At 59.6% G+C, this 17,878-nt stretch carries 11 protein-coding genes and 1 riboswitch; of the genes, 9 read left to right on the top strand and 2 right to left on the bottom strand.

All coding sequences use genetic code 11. The features are described 5' to 3' along the window. Positions 1-8 precede the first annotated feature (8 nt). Complete coding sequence (locus ACYZUD_RS15930) at positions 9-4,724, bottom strand: dermonecrotic toxin domain-containing protein (protein WP_462024844.1); 4,716 nt, start codon at positions 4,722-4,724, stop codon at positions 9-11. A gap of 286 nt (positions 4,725-5,010) precedes the next feature. Between ACYZUD_RS15930 and ACYZUD_RS15925 the strand changes: the two genes are divergently transcribed. From ACYZUD_RS15925 to astE, 7 genes are all read left to right on the top strand, one after another. Next, positions 5,011-6,231 carry an aspartate aminotransferase family protein gene (locus ACYZUD_RS15925; protein ID WP_462024843.1) on the top strand — a complete coding sequence of 407 codons (1,221 nt, stop codon included), beginning with the start codon at positions 5,011-5,013 and terminating at the stop codon, positions 6,229-6,231. 216 nt (positions 6,232-6,447) lie between these two features. Beyond that, positions 6,448-7,467, top strand: coding sequence for an arginine/ornithine succinyltransferase subunit alpha (gene aruF / locus ACYZUD_RS15920; protein ID WP_462024842.1), 1,020 nt, complete (start codon positions 6,448-6,450; stop codon positions 7,465-7,467). Positions 7,468-7,537: 70 nt separating this feature from the next. Continuing rightward, the gene (gene astA, locus ACYZUD_RS15915) at positions 7,538-8,563 is read left to right on the top strand and encodes an arginine N-succinyltransferase (protein ID WP_008154313.1); all 1,026 of its coding nucleotides are present in this window, start codon (positions 7,538-7,540) and stop codon (positions 8,561-8,563) included. Further along, positions 8,560-10,029: a succinylglutamate-semialdehyde dehydrogenase gene (astD, locus tag ACYZUD_RS15910; protein WP_462025049.1), complete on the top strand. Its 1,470-nt coding sequence runs from the start codon at positions 8,560-8,562 to the stop codon at positions 10,027-10,029. Before astA ends, astD begins: the two co-directional genes overlap by 4 nt. Before the next feature lie 140 nt (positions 10,030-10,169). Next, positions 10,170-11,516, top strand: coding sequence for an N-succinylarginine dihydrolase (gene astB / locus ACYZUD_RS15905; protein WP_033056736.1), 1,347 nt, complete (start codon positions 10,170-10,172; stop codon positions 11,514-11,516). Between the two features lie 50 nt (positions 11,517-11,566). Then, positions 11,567-11,854: a hypothetical protein gene (locus tag ACYZUD_RS15900; RefSeq protein WP_033056735.1), complete on the top strand. Its 288-nt coding sequence runs from the start codon at positions 11,567-11,569 to the stop codon at positions 11,852-11,854. 12 nt (positions 11,855-11,866) lie between these two features. Beyond that, on the top strand, positions 11,867-12,877 hold the full coding sequence (gene astE, locus ACYZUD_RS15895; RefSeq protein WP_462024841.1) for a succinylglutamate desuccinylase: 1,011 nt from the start codon (positions 11,867-11,869) through the stop codon (positions 12,875-12,877). Positions 12,878-13,043: 166 nt separating this feature from the next. Here the strand turns inward: astE and ACYZUD_RS15890 are convergent, their stop codons facing one another. After that, complete coding sequence (locus ACYZUD_RS15890; protein WP_462024840.1) at positions 13,044-13,553, bottom strand: 6,7-dimethyl-8-ribityllumazine synthase; 510 nt, start codon at positions 13,551-13,553, stop codon at positions 13,044-13,046. 102 nt (positions 13,554-13,655) lie between these two features. Further along, positions 13,656-13,826: riboswitch (FMN riboswitch) on the bottom strand. A 197-nt stretch (positions 13,827-14,023) separates the two neighbouring features. On the opposite strand from ACYZUD_RS15890, the gene ltaE reads away from it, so the two are divergent. Both ltaE and alaS read left to right on the top strand, forming a co-directional pair. Then, positions 14,024-15,028, top strand: coding sequence for a low-specificity L-threonine aldolase (ltaE, locus tag ACYZUD_RS15885; protein WP_462024839.1), 1,005 nt, complete (start codon positions 14,024-14,026; stop codon positions 15,026-15,028). A 146-nt stretch (positions 15,029-15,174) separates the two neighbouring features. Further along, entirely contained in the window at positions 15,175-17,799 is a 2,625-nt protein-coding gene (gene alaS / locus ACYZUD_RS15880; protein WP_462024838.1) for an alanine--tRNA ligase, read from the top strand. Positions 17,800-17,878 lie beyond the last annotated feature (79 nt).

Genomic DNA, 17,878 nt, shown 5'->3' with positions numbered 1-17,878 from the left:
GGACGGCTTTATTCGTCGACTTCGGAACCATCGGTGGAAGACACTTCCATCTCCCCTCGGTTGATCACCTCATCCACACCGAAATCCACTCCCGTGCGTTCGTAGTAACTGATCATTCGCACCAGGCTCTCCTCAGAAAACCGATTGCCTCGCAAGTTGATGTTTTCTGCGATCTCCACGGGTAGTTCCAATACGTCGCTGGGCATTTCGGTGATGGCGTTGGTGCTCAGGTCGGCCCAATCCAGTTCCTCCAACTGGTACAGACCCTGCGGAATTTTGGTGATGCCGGTGTCATGGAGCAGGACGGTCGCGAGCTCCTTGATTTGGCTCAGGTCGGGCGTTTGTCCCAGAGGGTTATGGCCCAGATCCAGGTAGTCAAGCAGCTCCATTCCCGCTAATGCGTTTGCCGACTCCGGTGACAAAGTGATTCGGCAGTTGGGGAGGGACAGTGACCTCAATTGACCCATCTTGAACACGGCGTCGGGAATATTACCCAGGTTGCAGTCGCGCAGCCTGAGGCTTTTGAGGTTGGGAAAGGATTCCAGGAAGCTCCCGATACCCGTCACGCCATCGAGGCTTTGCAGCTCCAGTGCCGAGACATGACTGAAGTCGGCACTGAGCGTTGGCAGATCACCGTTTATGACGGGGCTGATGTTGAGCTCAAAGGAGGGCTCAAGTGCGTCATTAAAATCGTCCAGCTCACTTTCATGCCGCCAGCACTGCTCCAGTGCCTGTTTGAATTCATCGCGGTTTGCATGCTCGATGAGCTGTTGTTGCGCATTGAAGGGTTCGCCCGTCAGTGGATGCCGGGGGGGCAGATTGGCTGTCCATGCCGCCAGATCGTTGCTTAGCTGAGCGAGCTCTGCTTCCAGATTTGTCAGCTCTACCCGGCCATCTTCTAGTGTGCCGGGCAGTTCGTAGACGAGGTCGCTGGCTTGCTCGACTTCCAGATTCGGGTACAGCGCCCTGACTCGCTCTATATCCGCCTCGGGGGCGAAGACACCTAAATCGTAAGAGGTTTCGAAGTATTGATGCTTGATGAGTTGTCTTGCCTGGTTGGTGAGCGGATTGCGCGAAAGATGCACCCCGCGCTTGTCGTAGACAACACTGTCGAATATCCCGGCAGGCAACTCGGTAATCCTGTTGTTCATCAGCATCAGAGTGTCGAGCTTGGGGTGTCGCATGGCGCTGTCGGGAATTTCAGCCAGGCCGGTGTCGCTCAGGTCCAGGTGCACGAGTTCAGATAATGAGTCGATGTCGGGTACTCGTTCAAACGGGTTCTTGTACAGGTCCAGCATCACCAGTTTTTTCAGTGAGGACAGTTTTGACCAGGCTGCGATATCAAACCTGATGCCGCAATCGTTGAGCACCAATGCATCGAGGTTTGTCATTTGGGGAATGGCATCGGGCAGGGTGGTCAGGGAGAAGCGGCGTAAATCGAGGCGACGAAGGCCATTGAAACGTTGCAGAAAACCGTGAATGCCTTGCTCCGCATGACTGCCTTCAAGGCTTAGCAGTGATACGTGGTTGAAGTCGGCAGTCAGTGCCGGCAGATCACCCAGGATCGGCTCCGCGAACCGCAGTACATATCGGTCACTGCTGCCCGGAGAGTCCAGGTCCCGGTCCGATTGTCGACGCCAGCTACGCTGGATTTCCTGGGCCAGCAATCGGCGGTTATGCCGCTGGGCCTGTTGTTCCAGATCGCTGAGCGGGAGCCTGGTTTCGGGGTGGACCGTGGGGGCATCATTTATCCAGGTGTCCAGGTCTTGATGCAGTCGTTCAAGTTCTCGGCTCAGGCGAGAAAGCTCTACGCGAGCGCCATCGGGGTGACGTTGCAAATGGGCGACGACGGACCGGAGTTCCTCTTGGGTCAGGTCGGGATAAACCTCGCGAACCCTGTCGTTGAGGGTGGGTGTCTTGGAGTGAGTGCGCCTGTAACCTTCCGTCCCCCCGGGCAGGCGCATGGTGGTCGGGTCATAGAAAGGTTTGCGGTGGGGATTTTTTGCAAACAGCGTACGTAACGCCGGCTGACCCAGTGCATGTGCTGCGATGCGCTGTTTGAGAGACTGGCCGTCTTCAATGGAGAGGGCCAACGCATTGCGTTCCGTTTCCGGCAGCGCTTGCAGTATGGCTGTGTAAAAGTCGCCGGGCAGTTCGCTACCCTCATGAACCTGGTAAGTGCCGTCTTCAGCGCGCACCAGTGTCTTGAGGGGGGAGGCGTCGGCGTGGCCAATGCTGTCGCGCAGCACTCCGTCATGGGAATAATCCCTCACCTCGATACGCAGGGTATCGGGCCAGCCGGGCAGCGAATCCAGGCTGTGCAAGGCCAGCCGGTGGGTATCCACGGTTTCCAGTGAATCAGAATAAAGTCCCTCGTAGGCACGGCTCGCCCGCACCGCCTCCATGGCTTTTTGCGCGACGTCCTTGAGGCGCCGGGGCACACGATCGTTGTGCAGTTGCAGCAGTTCGGAGCCTGTTGCATTGCGCACCAGTTCTTGGGCCACATCAGTCGGTAGTCCCTGTACATCGGCGATCAGTCGCTGAGCTGCTCGATTGTCTGTTGCTTCAAGTGCCCGGTAGCGAGATTCGAACAGCGATTTGCGATGGGTCAGGGCCTGATAGTGCTCGGGGTCTGAACTGCCGATCTGCTCGCTAAGCGTCTGCAGGTCCCGATCGATTTTGAAGCGCTTGATCACGTCGGTCAGCAATGACGGTGGCGGCAGGTTATCGACATGCATCTCGCGCAACACATTGTCGTGATAGCCGCTGACACGCAGGATCTGTTCACGCTCGACGCTGGAAAACGACTCGACGCTATGGCCGATCCGGCGCATGACAGTCTCTCTGTCCCAGCTCAGTGGTTGTTCGAGTCCGGTTTGCCAGGCACCGTGGCCGTTGTGTCGCAGAGGAGGTTGATAAGCATCGACACGGTCGGGATGCTGGATCTCGAATTGACCGGTCTGGCTGTTCCGTTCTACGGCATAACGCTTGCCTTCAATGGGCAGCAGGTTTTTGCCTTCATGCCAGTACAGGCCGAGGTGGTCGGGTTTGGCCGTTGTCGGCAGGTTCACGGAATGCTCGTAGGGTGAAAGGTCCGGCTTCCAGTAACGGGTTTTGCCATCGGACGTCTTGACCGGGGTGAGCTTGTCGAAAAACGTCAGCGTGTCTCGGGGCAGCAGAGGCTTGAGCTCCCCGACGATGATGGCGCCGCCCACAGCGAATGTCCCCAGTTGAACCGCCGATTCGACGACGCCCATCAGGTGCGCGAACGCTTCCTTTTTTAACCCTTCGGCCCAATCCACGATGCCTTCGAAGGTTTCGTCGAGCGCCTGCCAGGCCATATAGGCCAGCGTCAATTCACCGAGGAACGGTACAAAGGGCAGGGCAACGAACGCGGCCACCTCAAGAATCGTCGAAGCGATTTTGCTGAAGGCGTCCCACCGTGCCCATCGTGCATTTCGATCGGCGCTGGCGGTGGAAACGGCGATGGTGCGTGCGTCATTCAGGATCTTGTTCAGTTGTCGTTGATAGAGGTCGGACCACAGGCCGGTTTTGATCGCGCTCACCGAAAACTGCAGGTTGGGTTTGTCGATGGGGGTATCTCGCCAATTGGGCAGCGGGTTGCCATGCTGGCCCTGATGCCAGGTCACGGCGCTGAGGCGACGATTGAGGTCGGCGAAAAAGTGGCCTCGTTCCGGGTGGTCGACAAACCGACTGAAAAACTGTTGATAGGCGGGCGAACGCAACTTGCGGGTCAGTTCCGTCATGAACGCCAGCGTGTCGGGATACTGCTTGATGGGATGCTCAGGGTCATCCGGGATGTAAACCACGATCCGCGCGGCCTTGCGCGCACGCTCAAGGTCGGGCGCAAAAATGACAATGCCGGTCAGTGCTGAAGACATCATCGTCAGGTCATGACAGTGCAACGGTTCTCCGTTCAGTTTCATGCCGGGTCGACCTTCCAGGAGACCGAGAATAGAGTCGCAAGCATCGTCTTCAAGGTCTTGCCGAAGCCGCCCAAGATGCAGCGCCGACTTGAGCGCGGCCTGGTGTGCGTTTCTGACGTTCGGCCTCAAAACGGCATCGATCAGTGGATTGGTCACCCCCAGGTTGTTGTTGAGGTAAGCGCTGTACCGGCTGCCGATGTCCAGTTCCCGGCACAGCCTGGTGAATTCCGGGAGGGTGATTTTCTGCTTGATCGTCGGCAACGTGTCGAACTGTCCTGTGGGTGAGGGCTCGGTGATGAAGGTGGAGGCGGACTCGTAGGCCCCCCTTTGCGTCTCCGATTCCTGAAAGTTGTGCAGGGCTGCATCGAGCAATGACACGGTCCAGGTGCGTGCGGCGCCGGATTTGACTGGAAACCAGGGAATGGTCTGAGGAATGTAGAGGCGCAGGAAGGTTGTCTTGACGTCCAGTTCCAGACCGAAGCGGGTTTTCAGGGCTTCGGCCAGAAGCGGTGCGGCAAAGTCCCGGGCGTTTAGCAGTTTGCCGAGCATATGGTCCAGCCGGTTTCGATGGGACCAGTGTTCAATGCTGAGTGCTTTGAGCGTTTGGTCATGCAGACGGGTTGCCTGGCCACCTCGGAAGGGAACATCGAGCGTGACATTCTTCAGAGCGCTTCGCGTGTTGGGCGATGCCTGTAGCACCCAGCTTGGAAGGATTCTGGAAAGGTGTTGGTAGTGAGTGTCCGGATGAGTAGCGAGCCCGTGATCGTGTTTGTTCATGCGCCAGTCCCTTAGCGTTTGGATTAGACGCAAGGAAAACAGATAGCGGCGTGCTTCGTGCGGTACATAATTACCGCACTGCTGGACAACCCTGCCTATAACCTGTGCCGGCAGTTTAAACTGCGCCTTTGCGACGCTATATGTCGCATTGCCGTAAACCCGGCTGAAACCGGGGTTTGCGCTATAAGAAGTTGTCGCTTGGCGGCAAGGCCGGGCTGAAAACTGTCCTTACAATCCTCACCAAGCTCGCCAGTTTCAGGCGAGTGTTCCTCATCAGGAGACTCCGATGTCCGTTGAGCACGCTGCGGTACAACGCGCCGATTTCGACCAGGTAATGGTTCCCAACTATGCGCCTGCCGCATTCATTCCTGTGCGTGGTGCCGGTTCCCGCGTTTGGGACCAGTCTGGCCGCGAGCTGATCGACTTCGCCGGCGGGATTGCCGTTAACGTATTGGGCCATGCGCACCCGGCGCTGGTCGCTGCATTGACCGAACAGGCGAACAAGCTGTGGCACGTGTCCAACGTGTTCACCAATGAGCCGGCCCTGCGCCTGGCCCATAAGCTGATCAACGCCACGTTTGCCGAGCGCGCGTTCTTCTGCAACTCCGGCGCCGAAGCCAACGAGGCCGCCTTCAAGCTGGCCCGTCGCGTCGGTTTCGATCGTTTCGGCAGCGAGAAGTACGAAATCATTGCCGCGCTCAACAGCTTCCACGGTCGTACCCTGTTCACCGTGAACGTCGGTGGCCAGTCGAAGTACTCCGATGGTTTCGGTCCGAAAATCACCGGTATCACCCACGTGCCGTACAACGATCTGGCCGCTTTGAAAGCTGCCATTTCCGACAAGACCTGCGCCGTGGTGCTGGAGCCGATTCAGGGCGAGAGCGGTGTCATCCCGGCCGAACTCGAATACCTGCAAGGCGCCCGTGACCTCTGCACCGCGCACAACGCGCTGCTGATTTTCGACGAAGTGCAGACCGGCATGGGCCGCACCGGCAAGCTGTTCGCTTATCAGCAATACGGCGTGATCCCGGACATCCTGACCAGCGCCAAGAGCCTGGGCGGCGGTTTCCCGATCGCGGCGATGCTGACCACCGAAGACTTGGCTAAACACCTGGTCGTCGGCACTCACGGCACCACCTACGGCGGCAACCCGCTGGCGTGCGCTGTCGCGGAAGCTGTGATCGACGTGATCAACACCCCTGAAGTGCTGGCCGGTGTCAATGCCAAGCACGACAAGTTCAAGGCTCGCTTGGAGCAGATCGGCGAGAAGTACGGCCTGTTCACCAAGGTCCGTGGCATGGGCCTGTTGATCGGTTGCGTGCTGAGCGATGCCTGGAAAGGTAAAGCCAAGGACATCTTCAACGCCGCCGAGCGTGAAGGCCTGATGGTTCTGCAAGCCGGGCCGGACGTAGTTCGTTTCGCCCCGAGCCTGGTGGTTGAAGACGCCGATATCGATGCCGGTCTTGACCGCTTCGAACGCGCTGCGGCCAAGCTGACGCAAGCCTGATTCACCCTTCGAGGCCTGAAGTTTCAGGCGTCGATCCAAATTTTTTGTTCCAGACCGGACCCAATGTGGGAGCGAGCCTGCTCGCGAAGAGGGCCTGACAGCCAACAACTTTGTTGCCTGACAGGACGCAATCGCGAGCAGGCTCGCTCCCACAGTGTCTCAGTGGTCTGTCTGGGGCTATTTTCCTATAAGAGTTTTCGAGAAAGGAGTGACACCATGCTGGTGATGCGCCCCGCGCAAATGGCTGATCTGGGCGAGGTACAGCGTCTGGCTGCGGACAGCCCGATTGGTGTCACTTCCTTGCCGGATGACGTTGAACGCCTGAGCGACAAGATCGCAGCAAGCGAAGCCTCGTTCGCCGCCGAAGTCAGCTTCAACGGTGAAGAGAGCTATTTCTTCGTCCTCGAAGACACCGCCACCGGCAAACTGGCCGGCTGCTCGGCCATCGTTGCTTCGGCCGGTTATTCCGAGCCGTTCTACAGCTTCCGTAATGAAACCTTCGTGCACGCCTCCCGCGAGCTGAAGATTCATAACAAGATCCACGTGCTCTCCCAGTGCCATGACCTGACCGGCAACAGTTTGCTGACCAGTTTCTACGTACTGCCGGAGCTGGTGGGTTCGGCCTGGTCGGAACTCAACTCCCGTGGTCGCTTGCTGTTCGTGGCCAGCCATCCGGAGCGCTTTGCCGATTCCGTGGTGACCGAGATCGTCGGTTACAGCGATGAAAATGGCGACTCGCCGTTCTGGGATGCCATCGGTCGCAACTTCTTCGACCTCAACTATGCCGAAGCCGAACGTCTTTGCGGTCTGAAGAGCCGGACGTTCCTGGCCGAGCTGATGCCGCATTACCCGATCTATGTGCCGCTGCTGCCGGACACCGCGCAAGAAGCGATGGGCCAGGTGCACCCACGGGCGCAGATCACCTTCGACATCCTGATGCGCGAAGGTTTTGAGACCGATCATTACATCGATATTTTCGACGGCGGCCCGACCCTGCACGCCCGCGTCTCGGGGATTCGTTCGATCGCCCAGAGCCGTGTGGTCCCGGTGAAAATCGGCGAGCCGGTCAAAGGTGCCGGTCGTCAGTACCTGGTGGCCAACGCCCAGTTGCAGGATTACCGCGCGGTATTGCTTGAGCTCGATTACGCGCCGGGCAAACCGGTCACCCTGGACCTGGAAGCCGCCGAAGCCCTGGGCGTCGGTGAAGGTGCGAGCGTGCGCCTGGTGGCGGTTTAACGACTGCTTTAGTGCTTAGAAAGCAGCGAAGTTTCGCGGGTGGCGCAAGCGGCCCGTTTGAGGAGATAGCATGATCGTTCGTCCCGTACGCAGCAGCGATTTACCCGCTCTGATCGACCTGGCCCGTAGCACCGGCACCGGCTTGACCACCTTGCCGGCCAACGAAGAACGTCTGGCCCATCGGGTCGGCTGGGCCGAGAAGACCTTTCGCGGCGAAGCCGGTCGGGGCGATGCGGACTACCTGTTCGTGCTCGAAGACGATGACGGCCGCGTGGTGGGTATTTCCGCCATCGCCGGCGCCGTCGGTCTGCGTGAGCCTTGGTACAACTTCCGGGTTGGCCTGACCGTCAGCGCTTCGCAAGAACTGAACATTTACCGGGAAATTCCGACGCTGTTCCTGGCCAATGACCTGACCGGTAACTCCGAGCTGTGCTCGCTGTTCCTGCACGCCGATTACCGCACTGGTCTCAATGGTCGCATGCTGGCCAAGGCGCGGATGCTGTTCATCGCCGAGTTCCCGCAGCTGTTTGGCAACAAGATCATCGCCGAAATGCGTGGTATGTCCGACGAAGCCGGGCGTTCGCCGTTCTGGGAAAGTCTGGGCCGACACTTCTTCAAAATGGAGTTCAGCCAGGCCGATTATCTGACGGGCGTGGGCAACAAGGCGTTTATCGCCGAACTGATGCCGAAATTCCCGCTGTACACCTGCTTCCTCTCGGAAGATGCGCGCAACGTGATCGGCCAGGTTCACCCGGACACCGAGCCGGCCCTGGCGATGCTCAAGAGCGAAGGTTTCAGCTATCAAGGCTACGTCGACATTTTCGATGCTGGCCCTGCGGTGGAGTGCGAAACCGGCAAGATCCGCGCGGTACGCGACAGCCAGGCGCTGGTGCTGGCCATCGGTACGCCGGGTGACGACGCCACGCCGTTCCTGATTCACAACCGCAAGCGCGAAGACTGCCGGATCACTGCTGCACCCGCACGCTTCGCCGCCGGCACGTTGGTGGTCGATCCGCTGACCGCCAAACGTCTTCAACTCAACGCCGGCGATCAAGTGCGCGCCGTACCGTTGTCCGCTGCTCGGGAGTCGAAATAATGAATTCGCTATACATCGCAGGTGAATGGCTGGCCGGTCAGGGCGAAGCCTTTCAGTCGCTGAACCCGGTGACCCAGCAAGTGCTGTGGGCCGGTGAAGGCGCCACCACAGCCCAGGTTGAATCGGCCGTGCAAGCCGCACGTCAGGCGTTTCCGGGCTGGGCCCGTCGGACCCTGGAAGAGCGCATCACGGTGCTGGAGGCCTTTGCCGCTGCGCTGAAAAATCACGCTGACGAACTGGCTCGCACCATTGGTGAGGAAACCGGCAAACCCCTGTGGGAAGCCGCGACCGAAGTCACCAGCATGGTCAACAAGATTGCGATTTCGGTGCAGAGCTACCGCGAGCGTACCGGCGAGAAGAGCGGCCCATTGGGCGACGCGACCGCCGTGCTGCGCCACAAGCCACACGGTGTGGTGGCGGTGTTCGGCCCTTACAACTTTCCGGGGCACTTGCCGAACGGTCATATCGTGCCGGCGCTGCTGGCCGGTAACAGCGTGCTGTTCAAGCCGAGCGAGCTGACCCCGCAAGTCGCCGAGCTGACAGTCAAGTGCTGGATCGAAGCCGGTCTGCCGGCCGGCGTGTTGAATCTGCTGCAAGGCGCGCGCGAAACCGGTATCGCCCTGGCGGCGAATCCGGGCATCGACGGTCTGTTCTTCACCGGTTCCAGTCGTACCGGCAACCACTTGCACCAGCAATTCGCCGGTCGTCCGGACAAGATTCTCGCGCTGGAGATGGGCGGTAACAACCCGCTGGTGATCGATGAGGTGGCTGATCTTGATGCCGCCGTCTATACCATCATCCAGTCGGCGTTCATTTCTGCCGGTCAGCGTTGCACCTGTGCCCGCCGCTTGCTGGTGCCGCAAGGCGCGTGGGGCGACACGCTGCTGGCGCGCCTGGTGGCGGTCAGTTCGACGATTGAAGTCGGTGCGTTCGATCAGCAACCGGCGCCGTTCATGGGCTCGGTGATTTCCCTTGGCGCTGCGAAAGCGCTGATGGATGCGCAGGAACATTTGCTGGCCAACGGCGCCGTGGCGCTGTTGGAAATGACTCAGCCTCAGGCACAAGCCGCGTTGCTGACCCCAGGCATCCTGGACGTAACCGCAGTGGCTGATCGCCCGGACGAAGAGCTGTTCGGTCCGCTGCTGCAAGTGATCCGCTACGCTGATTTTGAAGCGGCGATCGCGGAAGCTAACGACACTGACTATGGCCTGGCAGCAGGTCTACTGTCGGATTCCGAAGCGCGTTATCAGCAGTTCTGGCTGGAAAGCCGTGCCGGTATCGTCAACTGGAACAAGCAGTTGACCGGCGCCGCGAGCAGCGCCCCATTCGGCGGCGTCGGCGCCTCGGGCAACCATCGCGCCAGCGCCTACTACGCCGCAGATTACTGCGCGTACCCGGTGGCTTCGCTGGAAACCCCGAGCCTGACCTTGCCAACCGCGCTGACCCCAGGCGTGCGCATGTCGTAAGACCGTTTTCGCGAGCGGGCTCGCTCCCACAGGGAAATGCATTCCAATGTGGGAGCGAGCCTGCTCGCGATGGCCGCGACTCGGTCTGAAAGAACAGTTACTTGATGCCTATAACAACAGATTCTCGTGGAGCCTCGCTGATGAAATCCTATGAAGTCAATTTTGACGGTCTAGTGGGGCCGACCCATAACTACGGCGGCCTGTCCTACGGCAACGTCGCGTCCCAGAGCAACAGCCAGCAATCTTCGAACCCGAAGGAAGCCGCGCTGCAAGGCTTGGCGAAGATGAAATCGCTGATGGAAATGGGCTTTCAACAGGGCGTGCTGGCACCACAAGAACGCCCGGACGTGGCAGCCCTGCGCCGCTTGGGTTTCAGCGGCACCGACGCCCAGGTAATCGAACAAGCCGCCAAAGACGCCATGCCATTGCTGGTGGCCAGTTGCTCGGCGTCGAGCATGTGGGTGGCCAACGCCGCCACGGTCAGCCCGAGCGCCGATACCGCGGATGGCCGTGTGCATTTCACCGCGGCCAACCTCAACTGCAAATACCACCGCAGCATCGAACACCCGACCACCAGCCGCGTGCTGGGAGCGATGTTCGCTGATCAGAAGCACTTCGCTCACCACGCCGCATTGCCGGCCGTGGCGCAGTTCGGTGACGAAGGCGCGGCCAACCACACCCGTTTCTGCCGTGAATACGGCGAAGCTGGCGTCGAGTTCTTCGTGTTCGGTCGCAGCGCGTTCGACACCCGTTACCCGGCACCGCAGAAATACCCGGCGCGCCAGACCCTTGAAGCGTCCCAGGCCGTTGCCCGTCTGCACGGCTTGAGCGATGACGGCGTGGTCTACGCCCAGCAGAACCCTTCGGTGATCGATCAGGGCGTGTTCCACAACGACGTGATCGCGGTGGGTAACGGCGAGGTGCTGTTCTATCACGAGGACGCGTTCCTCGACACCGAGCAGATGCTCGCTGAATTGCAAAGCAAACTCGCCAAAGTCGGTGGGAAATTTCAGTCGATCTGTGTACCGCGTTCCGCGGTAACCGTGGAAGACGCGGTTCGTTCCTACTTGTTCAATAGCCAGCTGCTGTCGCGTCCTGACGGTTCCATGCTGTTGATCGTGCCGGAAGAATGCCGTGGCAACGAGCGCGTCTGGCAGTACCTGCAAGGTTTGACCAGCTCTGGCGGCCTGATCCGCGAAGTGAAAGTTTTTGATCTCAAGCAGAGCATGCAGAACGGCGGTGGCCCGGCTTGCCTGCGGTTGCGCGTCGCGCTGAATGAAACCGAACTGGCGGCGGTCAACCCAGGGGTTATCATGACGGCACCGTTGTACGGCACGCTGACCGAATGGGTCGACAAGCACTACCGTGACCGCATGACCGAAAACGATCTCGCGGACCCGCAATTGCTGCTTGAGTGCCGGACGGCACTGGATGAACTGACGCAAATCCTTAAACTGGGCGCGGTTTATCCATTCCAGATCAATTGAAAGCCGGCGCTGCATGCGCCGCTTATCTCCTTAAGAGAGCGTAAAAAGACATGAGCGATACCCTGCAGCTGATCCTTGAAGACACCGACGGCACGCAACTGGAAACTTCCTGCACCCGCGTCGCGGTCATGTGGCAAGGCAAAGAGCTGTGGATTCAGCAAGACGGCCGCGGCCAATTGTTGATCGGCGTGGACGTCGAAGAAGGTGACGCTGAATACGCAAACCTGCTGCTGCGCCCATTGGCGACTAATCTGGTAAGTCTGCAACTGGAGATGGAACCGGCTGAAGTCGGTGACGAAGACCACGTGCACGGCCCGGATTGCGCACACGACCACTAAGGAAACCGCTCTATGCTCGCCCTCGGCAAACTGCTTGAACTGACCCTCGCCGGCCGCGAACCGGCGGAGAAGACTCAACTGACTGTCGAAGGCGTGCGGATGCGCTGGTTGAGCGAAGGTGCGCTGGAAGTCCGGCCACCCGAGGCTCGCGACAATGGCCTGGACCTGCTGCTTTCGGCCGGTATCCATGGCAATGAAACAGCGCCGATCGAGTTGCTCGATCGCCTGTTGCATGACATCGCCCGCGGCGACCTCAAGCCGAGCGCACGTATTCTGTTCCTGTTCGGCAATCCCGAAGCGATTCGCAAAGGCGAGCGTTACGTCGAACAGGACGTCAATCGGCTGTTCAACGGCCGTCACGAACAAAGCAGCGGCTCTGAAGCCCTGCGTGCCTGTGAGCTGGAGCGGCTGGCGGCGAGTTTCTTCAGCCTGCCGGACCGCGACCGTCTGCATTACGACCTGCACACCGCGATTCGCGGCTCGAAAATCGAGCAGTTCGCCCTGTATCCCTGGAAAGAGGGCCGCCAGCATTCCCGTCAGGAACTGGGCCGCCTGCGCGCTGCCGGCATGGAAGCGGTGCTGCTACAGAACAAGCCGTCTATCGTTTTCAGCTCCTACACCTATGACAAGCTCGATGCCGAGTCTTTCACCCTCGAGTTGGGCAAGGCGCGGCCGTTCGGGCAGAACGAGGGTGTTAACGTCTCACTGCTCGAAACCCGTCTGAAGCAGATCATCGAAGGCAGCGAGCCGCCGCTGAACGACGAAAGCCTGGACGGTTTGCAGTTGTTCAGCGTGGCGCGGGAAATCATCAAGCACAGCGATAGCTTCCGCCTGAACCTGCCGGCAGACATCGAGAATTTTTCGGAATTGGACGTGGGTTATGTGCTGGCCGAAGACATCGCCCAAACGCGCTGGATCATCGAGGAGGAGGGCGCCCGGATCATCTTCCCGAATCCCAAGGTCAAGAATGGCCTGCGTGCCGGCATTCTGATCGTGCCCGCTACCGACGAAAACCTCGCCTGACCGACCTCAAGCCCACCATAAAACCCATGTGGGAGCGAGCCTGCTCGCGAAGGCGGACTAACAAACAACATCATCGTTGAATGTTAAGCTGCTTTCGCGAGCAGGCTCGCTCCCACATTGGGTTCGGGTGAAGCCAAAGACCTCACCCAGATCACAGGTGTTGTGTTTAGACGGCTACTGCGCGGGGTTCACTGCGACGCAACGCACGTGTCTTGTGCAGCGTATCCGCGCAAGTCTTCGCCGCTTCCTGACCCTTGTGCACGAAATGCTCGAAGAAGAACTTCTGATGCTCTTCGCCGGCATGGAAGTGGTGCGGGGTCAAAACCACCGAGAACACGGGTACTTCGGTTTCCAGCTGAACCTGCATCAGGCCGCTGATCACCGACTGGGCGACGAACTCGTGACGGTAGATCCCGCCATCGACCACCAGGCCAGCGGCAACAATGCCGGCATAACGACCGGATTTGGCCAGCAGCTTGGCGTGCAGCGGAATTTCAAAGGCGCCGCCGACTTCGAAGAAGTCGATCTCCGACTCTTGATAACCCTGAGCAATCATTTCGGCGACGAAACCTTTACGGCTCTGATCGACGATTTCCTTGTGCCAGCAGGCCTGGATGAACGCGACGCGCTCGCCCTGATGGTTTTTGCTTTTGCTATCGATTGCGGTGGGTTGCATGTTCTGACTCCTGTTTATGTAAAAAACAGGGCATATGAATCGAATGGGATTTAAGGGTACGCACGCTCGCACGAATGCCTGCGGACGGCCCTTTGGCGCCAATCCCGTTCTCTCTTCATCCGGACTATGACCGTCGGCCCCGGGATCACACCGGGTCTGCTGACCTTGCCGTCTAACACCGCCGAAGCCGTGCTGCCGCCAAGCGCTCGCGGGCTATGCGCATTGCGCGCAATTACCGCCGGTGGGGAGTTGCACCCCGCCCTGAGAACGTTTTTGCCGCCAGATTGTTTGGCGGCGAAGCGTTTTTAACACATATTTCGTATGGGCGCATTGCTGCTTTCTGATGATTGCTATCGAGTTTTTCGTTGGCTCAACCCGTCTTTTACTTGCCCAAGGGTTGATTATTCGTCGGCATGACCGCAGTAACTCCTACCTGAAAGGGATTTTCCCTGCTTACCGAGGCCAGATTCATGAGTGTTATCGATCTTCGCAGCGACACCGTCACCCAACCGACCGCAGGGATGCTCAACGCGATGGCCAACGCGGCCACCGGTGACGACGTTTATGGCGAAGATCCGACGGTCAATCGTCTGGAAGCCGAACTGGCCAAACGGCTGGGTTTTGCGTCGGCGCTGTTCGTTCCGACGGGCACCATGAGCAACCTGCTGGGCCTGATGGCTCATTGCGAACGTGGTGACGAATACATCGTCGGCCAGCAGGCTCACACGTATAAATACGAAGGTGGCGGTGCGGCGGTGCTCGGTTCGATTCAGCCGCAACCACTGGAAGTACAGGCCGACGGTTCGCTGGACCTGGCCCACGTGGCGGCCGCGATCAAGCCGGACGACTTCCATTTCGCCCGTACCCGTTTGCTGGCGCTGGAAAACACCATGCAGGGGAAAGTTCTGCCATTGGAGTATCTGGCCCAGGCACGCAGTTTCACCCGTGAACATGGCCTGGCGCTGCACCTCGATGGCGCCCGGCTCTACAACGCGGCGGTCAAACTGGGTGTCGATGCCCGGGAGATCACTCAGTATTTCGATTCGGTCTCGGTCTGCCTGTCCAAAGGCCTGGGCGCGCCGATCGGTTCGGTGCTGTGCGGCTCGGCGGAGTTGATCGGCAAGGCGCGTCGCCTGCGCAAGATGGTGGGTGGCGGCATGCGCCAGGCCGGTATTCTGGCGGCAGCAGGTCTGTACGCCCTGGATAACAACGTTCAGCGCCTGGCCGACGACCACGCCAATGCCCAATTTCTGGCTGAAGGCCTGCGAGCGGCGGGTTATGAGGTCGAGCCGGTGCAGACCAACATGGTTTACGTACAGATGGGTGACAAGGCCGAAGCGATCAAAGCCTTCGCCGCCGAGCGTGGCATCAAGCTCAGCGCTGCCGGCCGCCTTAGAATGGTCACGCACATGGACGTCAGCCGCGCTCAAATCGAGCAAGTCGTCGCGACATTCGTCGAGTTTTCGCGCAACTGACCGCGTTAGCCGTCCAATTGACCGTTTCTATCGTATAAACACGCTGTACCCCGCGCGCAGGGCCGATATAATGCGGCCCTTTGCCGTCGCTTCGTCTGTTGACGTTTCGCACAGGCCTTTGGCCGCAGCCTCCGTGGAAGAACATAATGAAAAGCGCAGAAATCCGTGAAGCCTTCCTTCGCTTCTTCGAAGAGCAAGGCCACACCCGTGTAGCCTCCAGCTCTTTGATTCCGGGCAACGACCCAACCCTGCTGTTCACTAACGCGGGGATGAACCAGTTCAAGGACTGCTTCCTGGGCCAGGAAAAGCGCGCGTACACCCGCGCCGTCAGCAGCCAGAAATGCGTGCGCGCCGGCGGCAAGCACAATGACCTGGAAAACGTCGGTTATACCGCCCGTCACCACACCTTCTTCGAAATGCTGGGCAACTTCAGCTTCGGTGATTATTTCAAGCGTGACGCCATCACCTACGCCTGGAACTTCCTGACCTCCGAGAAGTGGCTGAACCTGCCGAAAGAAAAGCTCTGGGTCACCGTCTACGCCAGCGATGACGAGGCCTACGACATCTGGACCAAGGAAATCGGCGTTCCGGCCGAGCGCATGGTTCGCATCGGCGACAACAAGGGCGCGCCGTACGCATCCGACAACTTCTGGACCATGGGCGATACCGGCCCGTGTGGTCCTTGCACCGAGATTTTCTACGATCACGGCGCCGACATCTGGGGCGGCCCACCGGGCTCGCCGGAAGAAGACGGCGACCGTTACATCGAAATCTGGAACAACGTGTTCATGCAGTTCAACCGCACCGCCGATGGCGTGTTGCACCCGCTGCCAGCACCGTCGGTCGACACCGGCATGGGCCTGGAGCGGATCAGTGCCGTGCTTCAGCATGTTCACTCGAACTATGAAATCGACCTGTTCCAGAGCCTGCTGAGCGCGTCGGCCAAGGCCATCGGTTGCACCAACGACGACCAGGCTTCCCTGAAAGTCGTCGCCGACCACATTCGTTCTTGCGGCTTCCTGATTGCCGACGGCGTGCTGCCGTCCAACGAAGGTCGCGGCTACGTGCTGCGCCGGATCATTCGTCGCGCCTGCCGTCACGGCAACAAACTGGGCGCCAAGGGCAGCTTCTTCTACCAGATCGTTGCGGCACTGGTCGCCGAGATGGGCGAAGCCTTCCCTGAGCTGAAATCCCAACAGGCGCACATCGAGCGCGTCCTGAAAGCCGAAGAAGAGCAGTTCTCCAAGACCTTGGAGCACGGTCTGAAAATCCTCGAGCAGGATCTGGCCGAACTCAAAGGCGACGTGGTGCCGGGCGATGTCGTGTTCAAACTCTACGACACCTACGGCTTCCCGATGGACCTGACCGGCGACATCGCTCGCGAGCGCAGCCTGACCATCGACGAAGAAGGCTTCGAACGCGAAATGGAAGCTCAGCGCGTCCGTGCCCGTTCCGCCAGTTCCTTCGGCATGGACTACAACAGCCTGGTCAAGGTTGACGTCGCCACCGAATTCACCGGCTACCACGCTACCAGCGGTTCGGCGAAAGTCGTTGCTCTCTATAAAGAAGGGCAGTCGGTCGACGTCTTGAGTGAAGGCGAAGAGGGCGTGGTCGTTCTCGATCAGACCCCGTTCTATGCTGAATCCGGTGGTCAGATCGGCGACTGTGGTTATCTGCAAGGCAGCAACGGCCGTTTCGACGTGCGCGACACCACCAAGACCGGCGGTGCGTTCTTGCACCACGGTGTACTGGCGTCGGGCAGCCTGACGATCGGTTCGCCGGTTGAAACCCACGTCGAAGCCGATGTGCGTCACGCCACTTCGCTGAACCACTCGGCGACGCACTTGCTGCACGCCGCGTTGCGTCAGGTGCTGGGCGAGCACGTCCAGCAGAAGGGCTCGCTGGTCGACAGTCAGCGCCTGCGCTTTGACTTCAGCCACTTCGAGGCCATCAAGCCTGAGCAACTGAAGGCGCTGGAAGACATCGTCAACGCCGAGATTCGCAAGAACTCCGCCGTTGAAACCGAAGAAACCGACATCGAAACCGCCAAGAAAAAAGGCGCCATGGCGCTGTTTGGCGAGAAGTACGGCGACAACGTGCGCGTGCTGAGCATGGGCGGTGATTTCTCCGTCGAGCTGTGCGGCGGCATCCACGCCAACCGTACCGGCGACATCGGTCTGCTGAAAATCATCAGTGAAGGCGGTGTGGCTTCCGGTGTGCGTCGTATCGAAGCGGTCACCGGCGCCGCGGCGCTGGCATACTTGAACGCTGCCGAAGAACAACTCAAGGAAGCGGCCAACCTGGTCAAGGGCAGCCGCGACAACCTGATCGACAAGCTGTCGGCTGTGCTGGAGCGCAACCGTCTGCTGGAGAAGCAGCTCGAGCAGTTGCAGGCCAAGGCTGCCAGCGCAGCGGGCGACGATCTGTCGGCTTCCGCTCTGGACGTCAAAGGCGTGAAAGTGTTGGCCGTGCGTCTGGACGGTCAGGACGGCAAGGCGCTGCTGGCGCTGGTCGATCAACTGAAGAACAAACTCGGCCGCGCAGTGATCCTGCTCGGCAGTGTCCATGAGGAAAAGGTCGTTCTGGTTGCTGGCGTAACCAAAGACCTGACTGGCCAACTCAAAGCCGGTGATTTGATGAAGCAAGCCGCTGCGGCAGTGGGCGGGAAGGGCGGTGGTCGTCCAGACATGGCGCAGGGCGGTGGTACTGACGCTGGCGCACTGGATGTGGCATTGGCCCTGACCGTTCCCTTTGTAGAGCAGGGTTTATAAGGCAGTGTCTCCGGCCCGCAGTCTAGTAGCGGGCCGCAACGCTGTTTGAGTGATTATTTGGGCGCCCTTCATGGGCAGA

It is taken from the genome of Pseudomonas sp. XS1P51, assembly GCF_054897845.1.
Note: the sequence above shows the minus strand (reverse complement) of the source record. Positions and strands in the feature narration are given on the sequence as shown.

Bases quoted from the DNA above. Each gene is read 5' to 3' on its own strand.
- ACYZUD_RS15930 (WP_462024844.1), bottom strand. From the start codon at position 4,724: ATGAACAAACACGATCACGGGCTCGCTACTCATCCGGACACTCACTAC.
- ACYZUD_RS15925 (WP_462024843.1), top strand. From the start codon at position 5,011: ATGTCCGTTGAGCACGCTGCGGTACAACGCGCCGATTTCGACCAGGTA.
- aruF (WP_462024842.1), top strand. From the start codon at position 6,448: ATGCTGGTGATGCGCCCCGCGCAAATGGCTGATCTGGGCGAGGTACAG.
- astA (WP_008154313.1), top strand. From the start codon at position 7,538: ATGATCGTTCGTCCCGTACGCAGCAGCGATTTACCCGCTCTGATCGAC.
- astB (WP_033056736.1), top strand. From the start codon at position 10,170: ATGAAATCCTATGAAGTCAATTTTGACGGTCTAGTGGGGCCGACCCAT.
- ACYZUD_RS15900 (WP_033056735.1), top strand. From the start codon at position 11,567: ATGAGCGATACCCTGCAGCTGATCCTTGAAGACACCGACGGCACGCAA.
- astE (WP_462024841.1), top strand. From the start codon at position 11,867: ATGCTCGCCCTCGGCAAACTGCTTGAACTGACCCTCGCCGGCCGCGAA.
- ACYZUD_RS15890 (WP_462024840.1), bottom strand. From the start codon at position 13,553: ATGCAACCCACCGCAATCGATAGCAAAAGCAAAAACCATCAGGGCGAG.
- ltaE (WP_462024839.1), top strand. From the start codon at position 14,024: ATGAGTGTTATCGATCTTCGCAGCGACACCGTCACCCAACCGACCGCA.
- alaS (WP_462024838.1), top strand. From the start codon at position 15,175: ATGAAAAGCGCAGAAATCCGTGAAGCCTTCCTTCGCTTCTTCGAAGAG.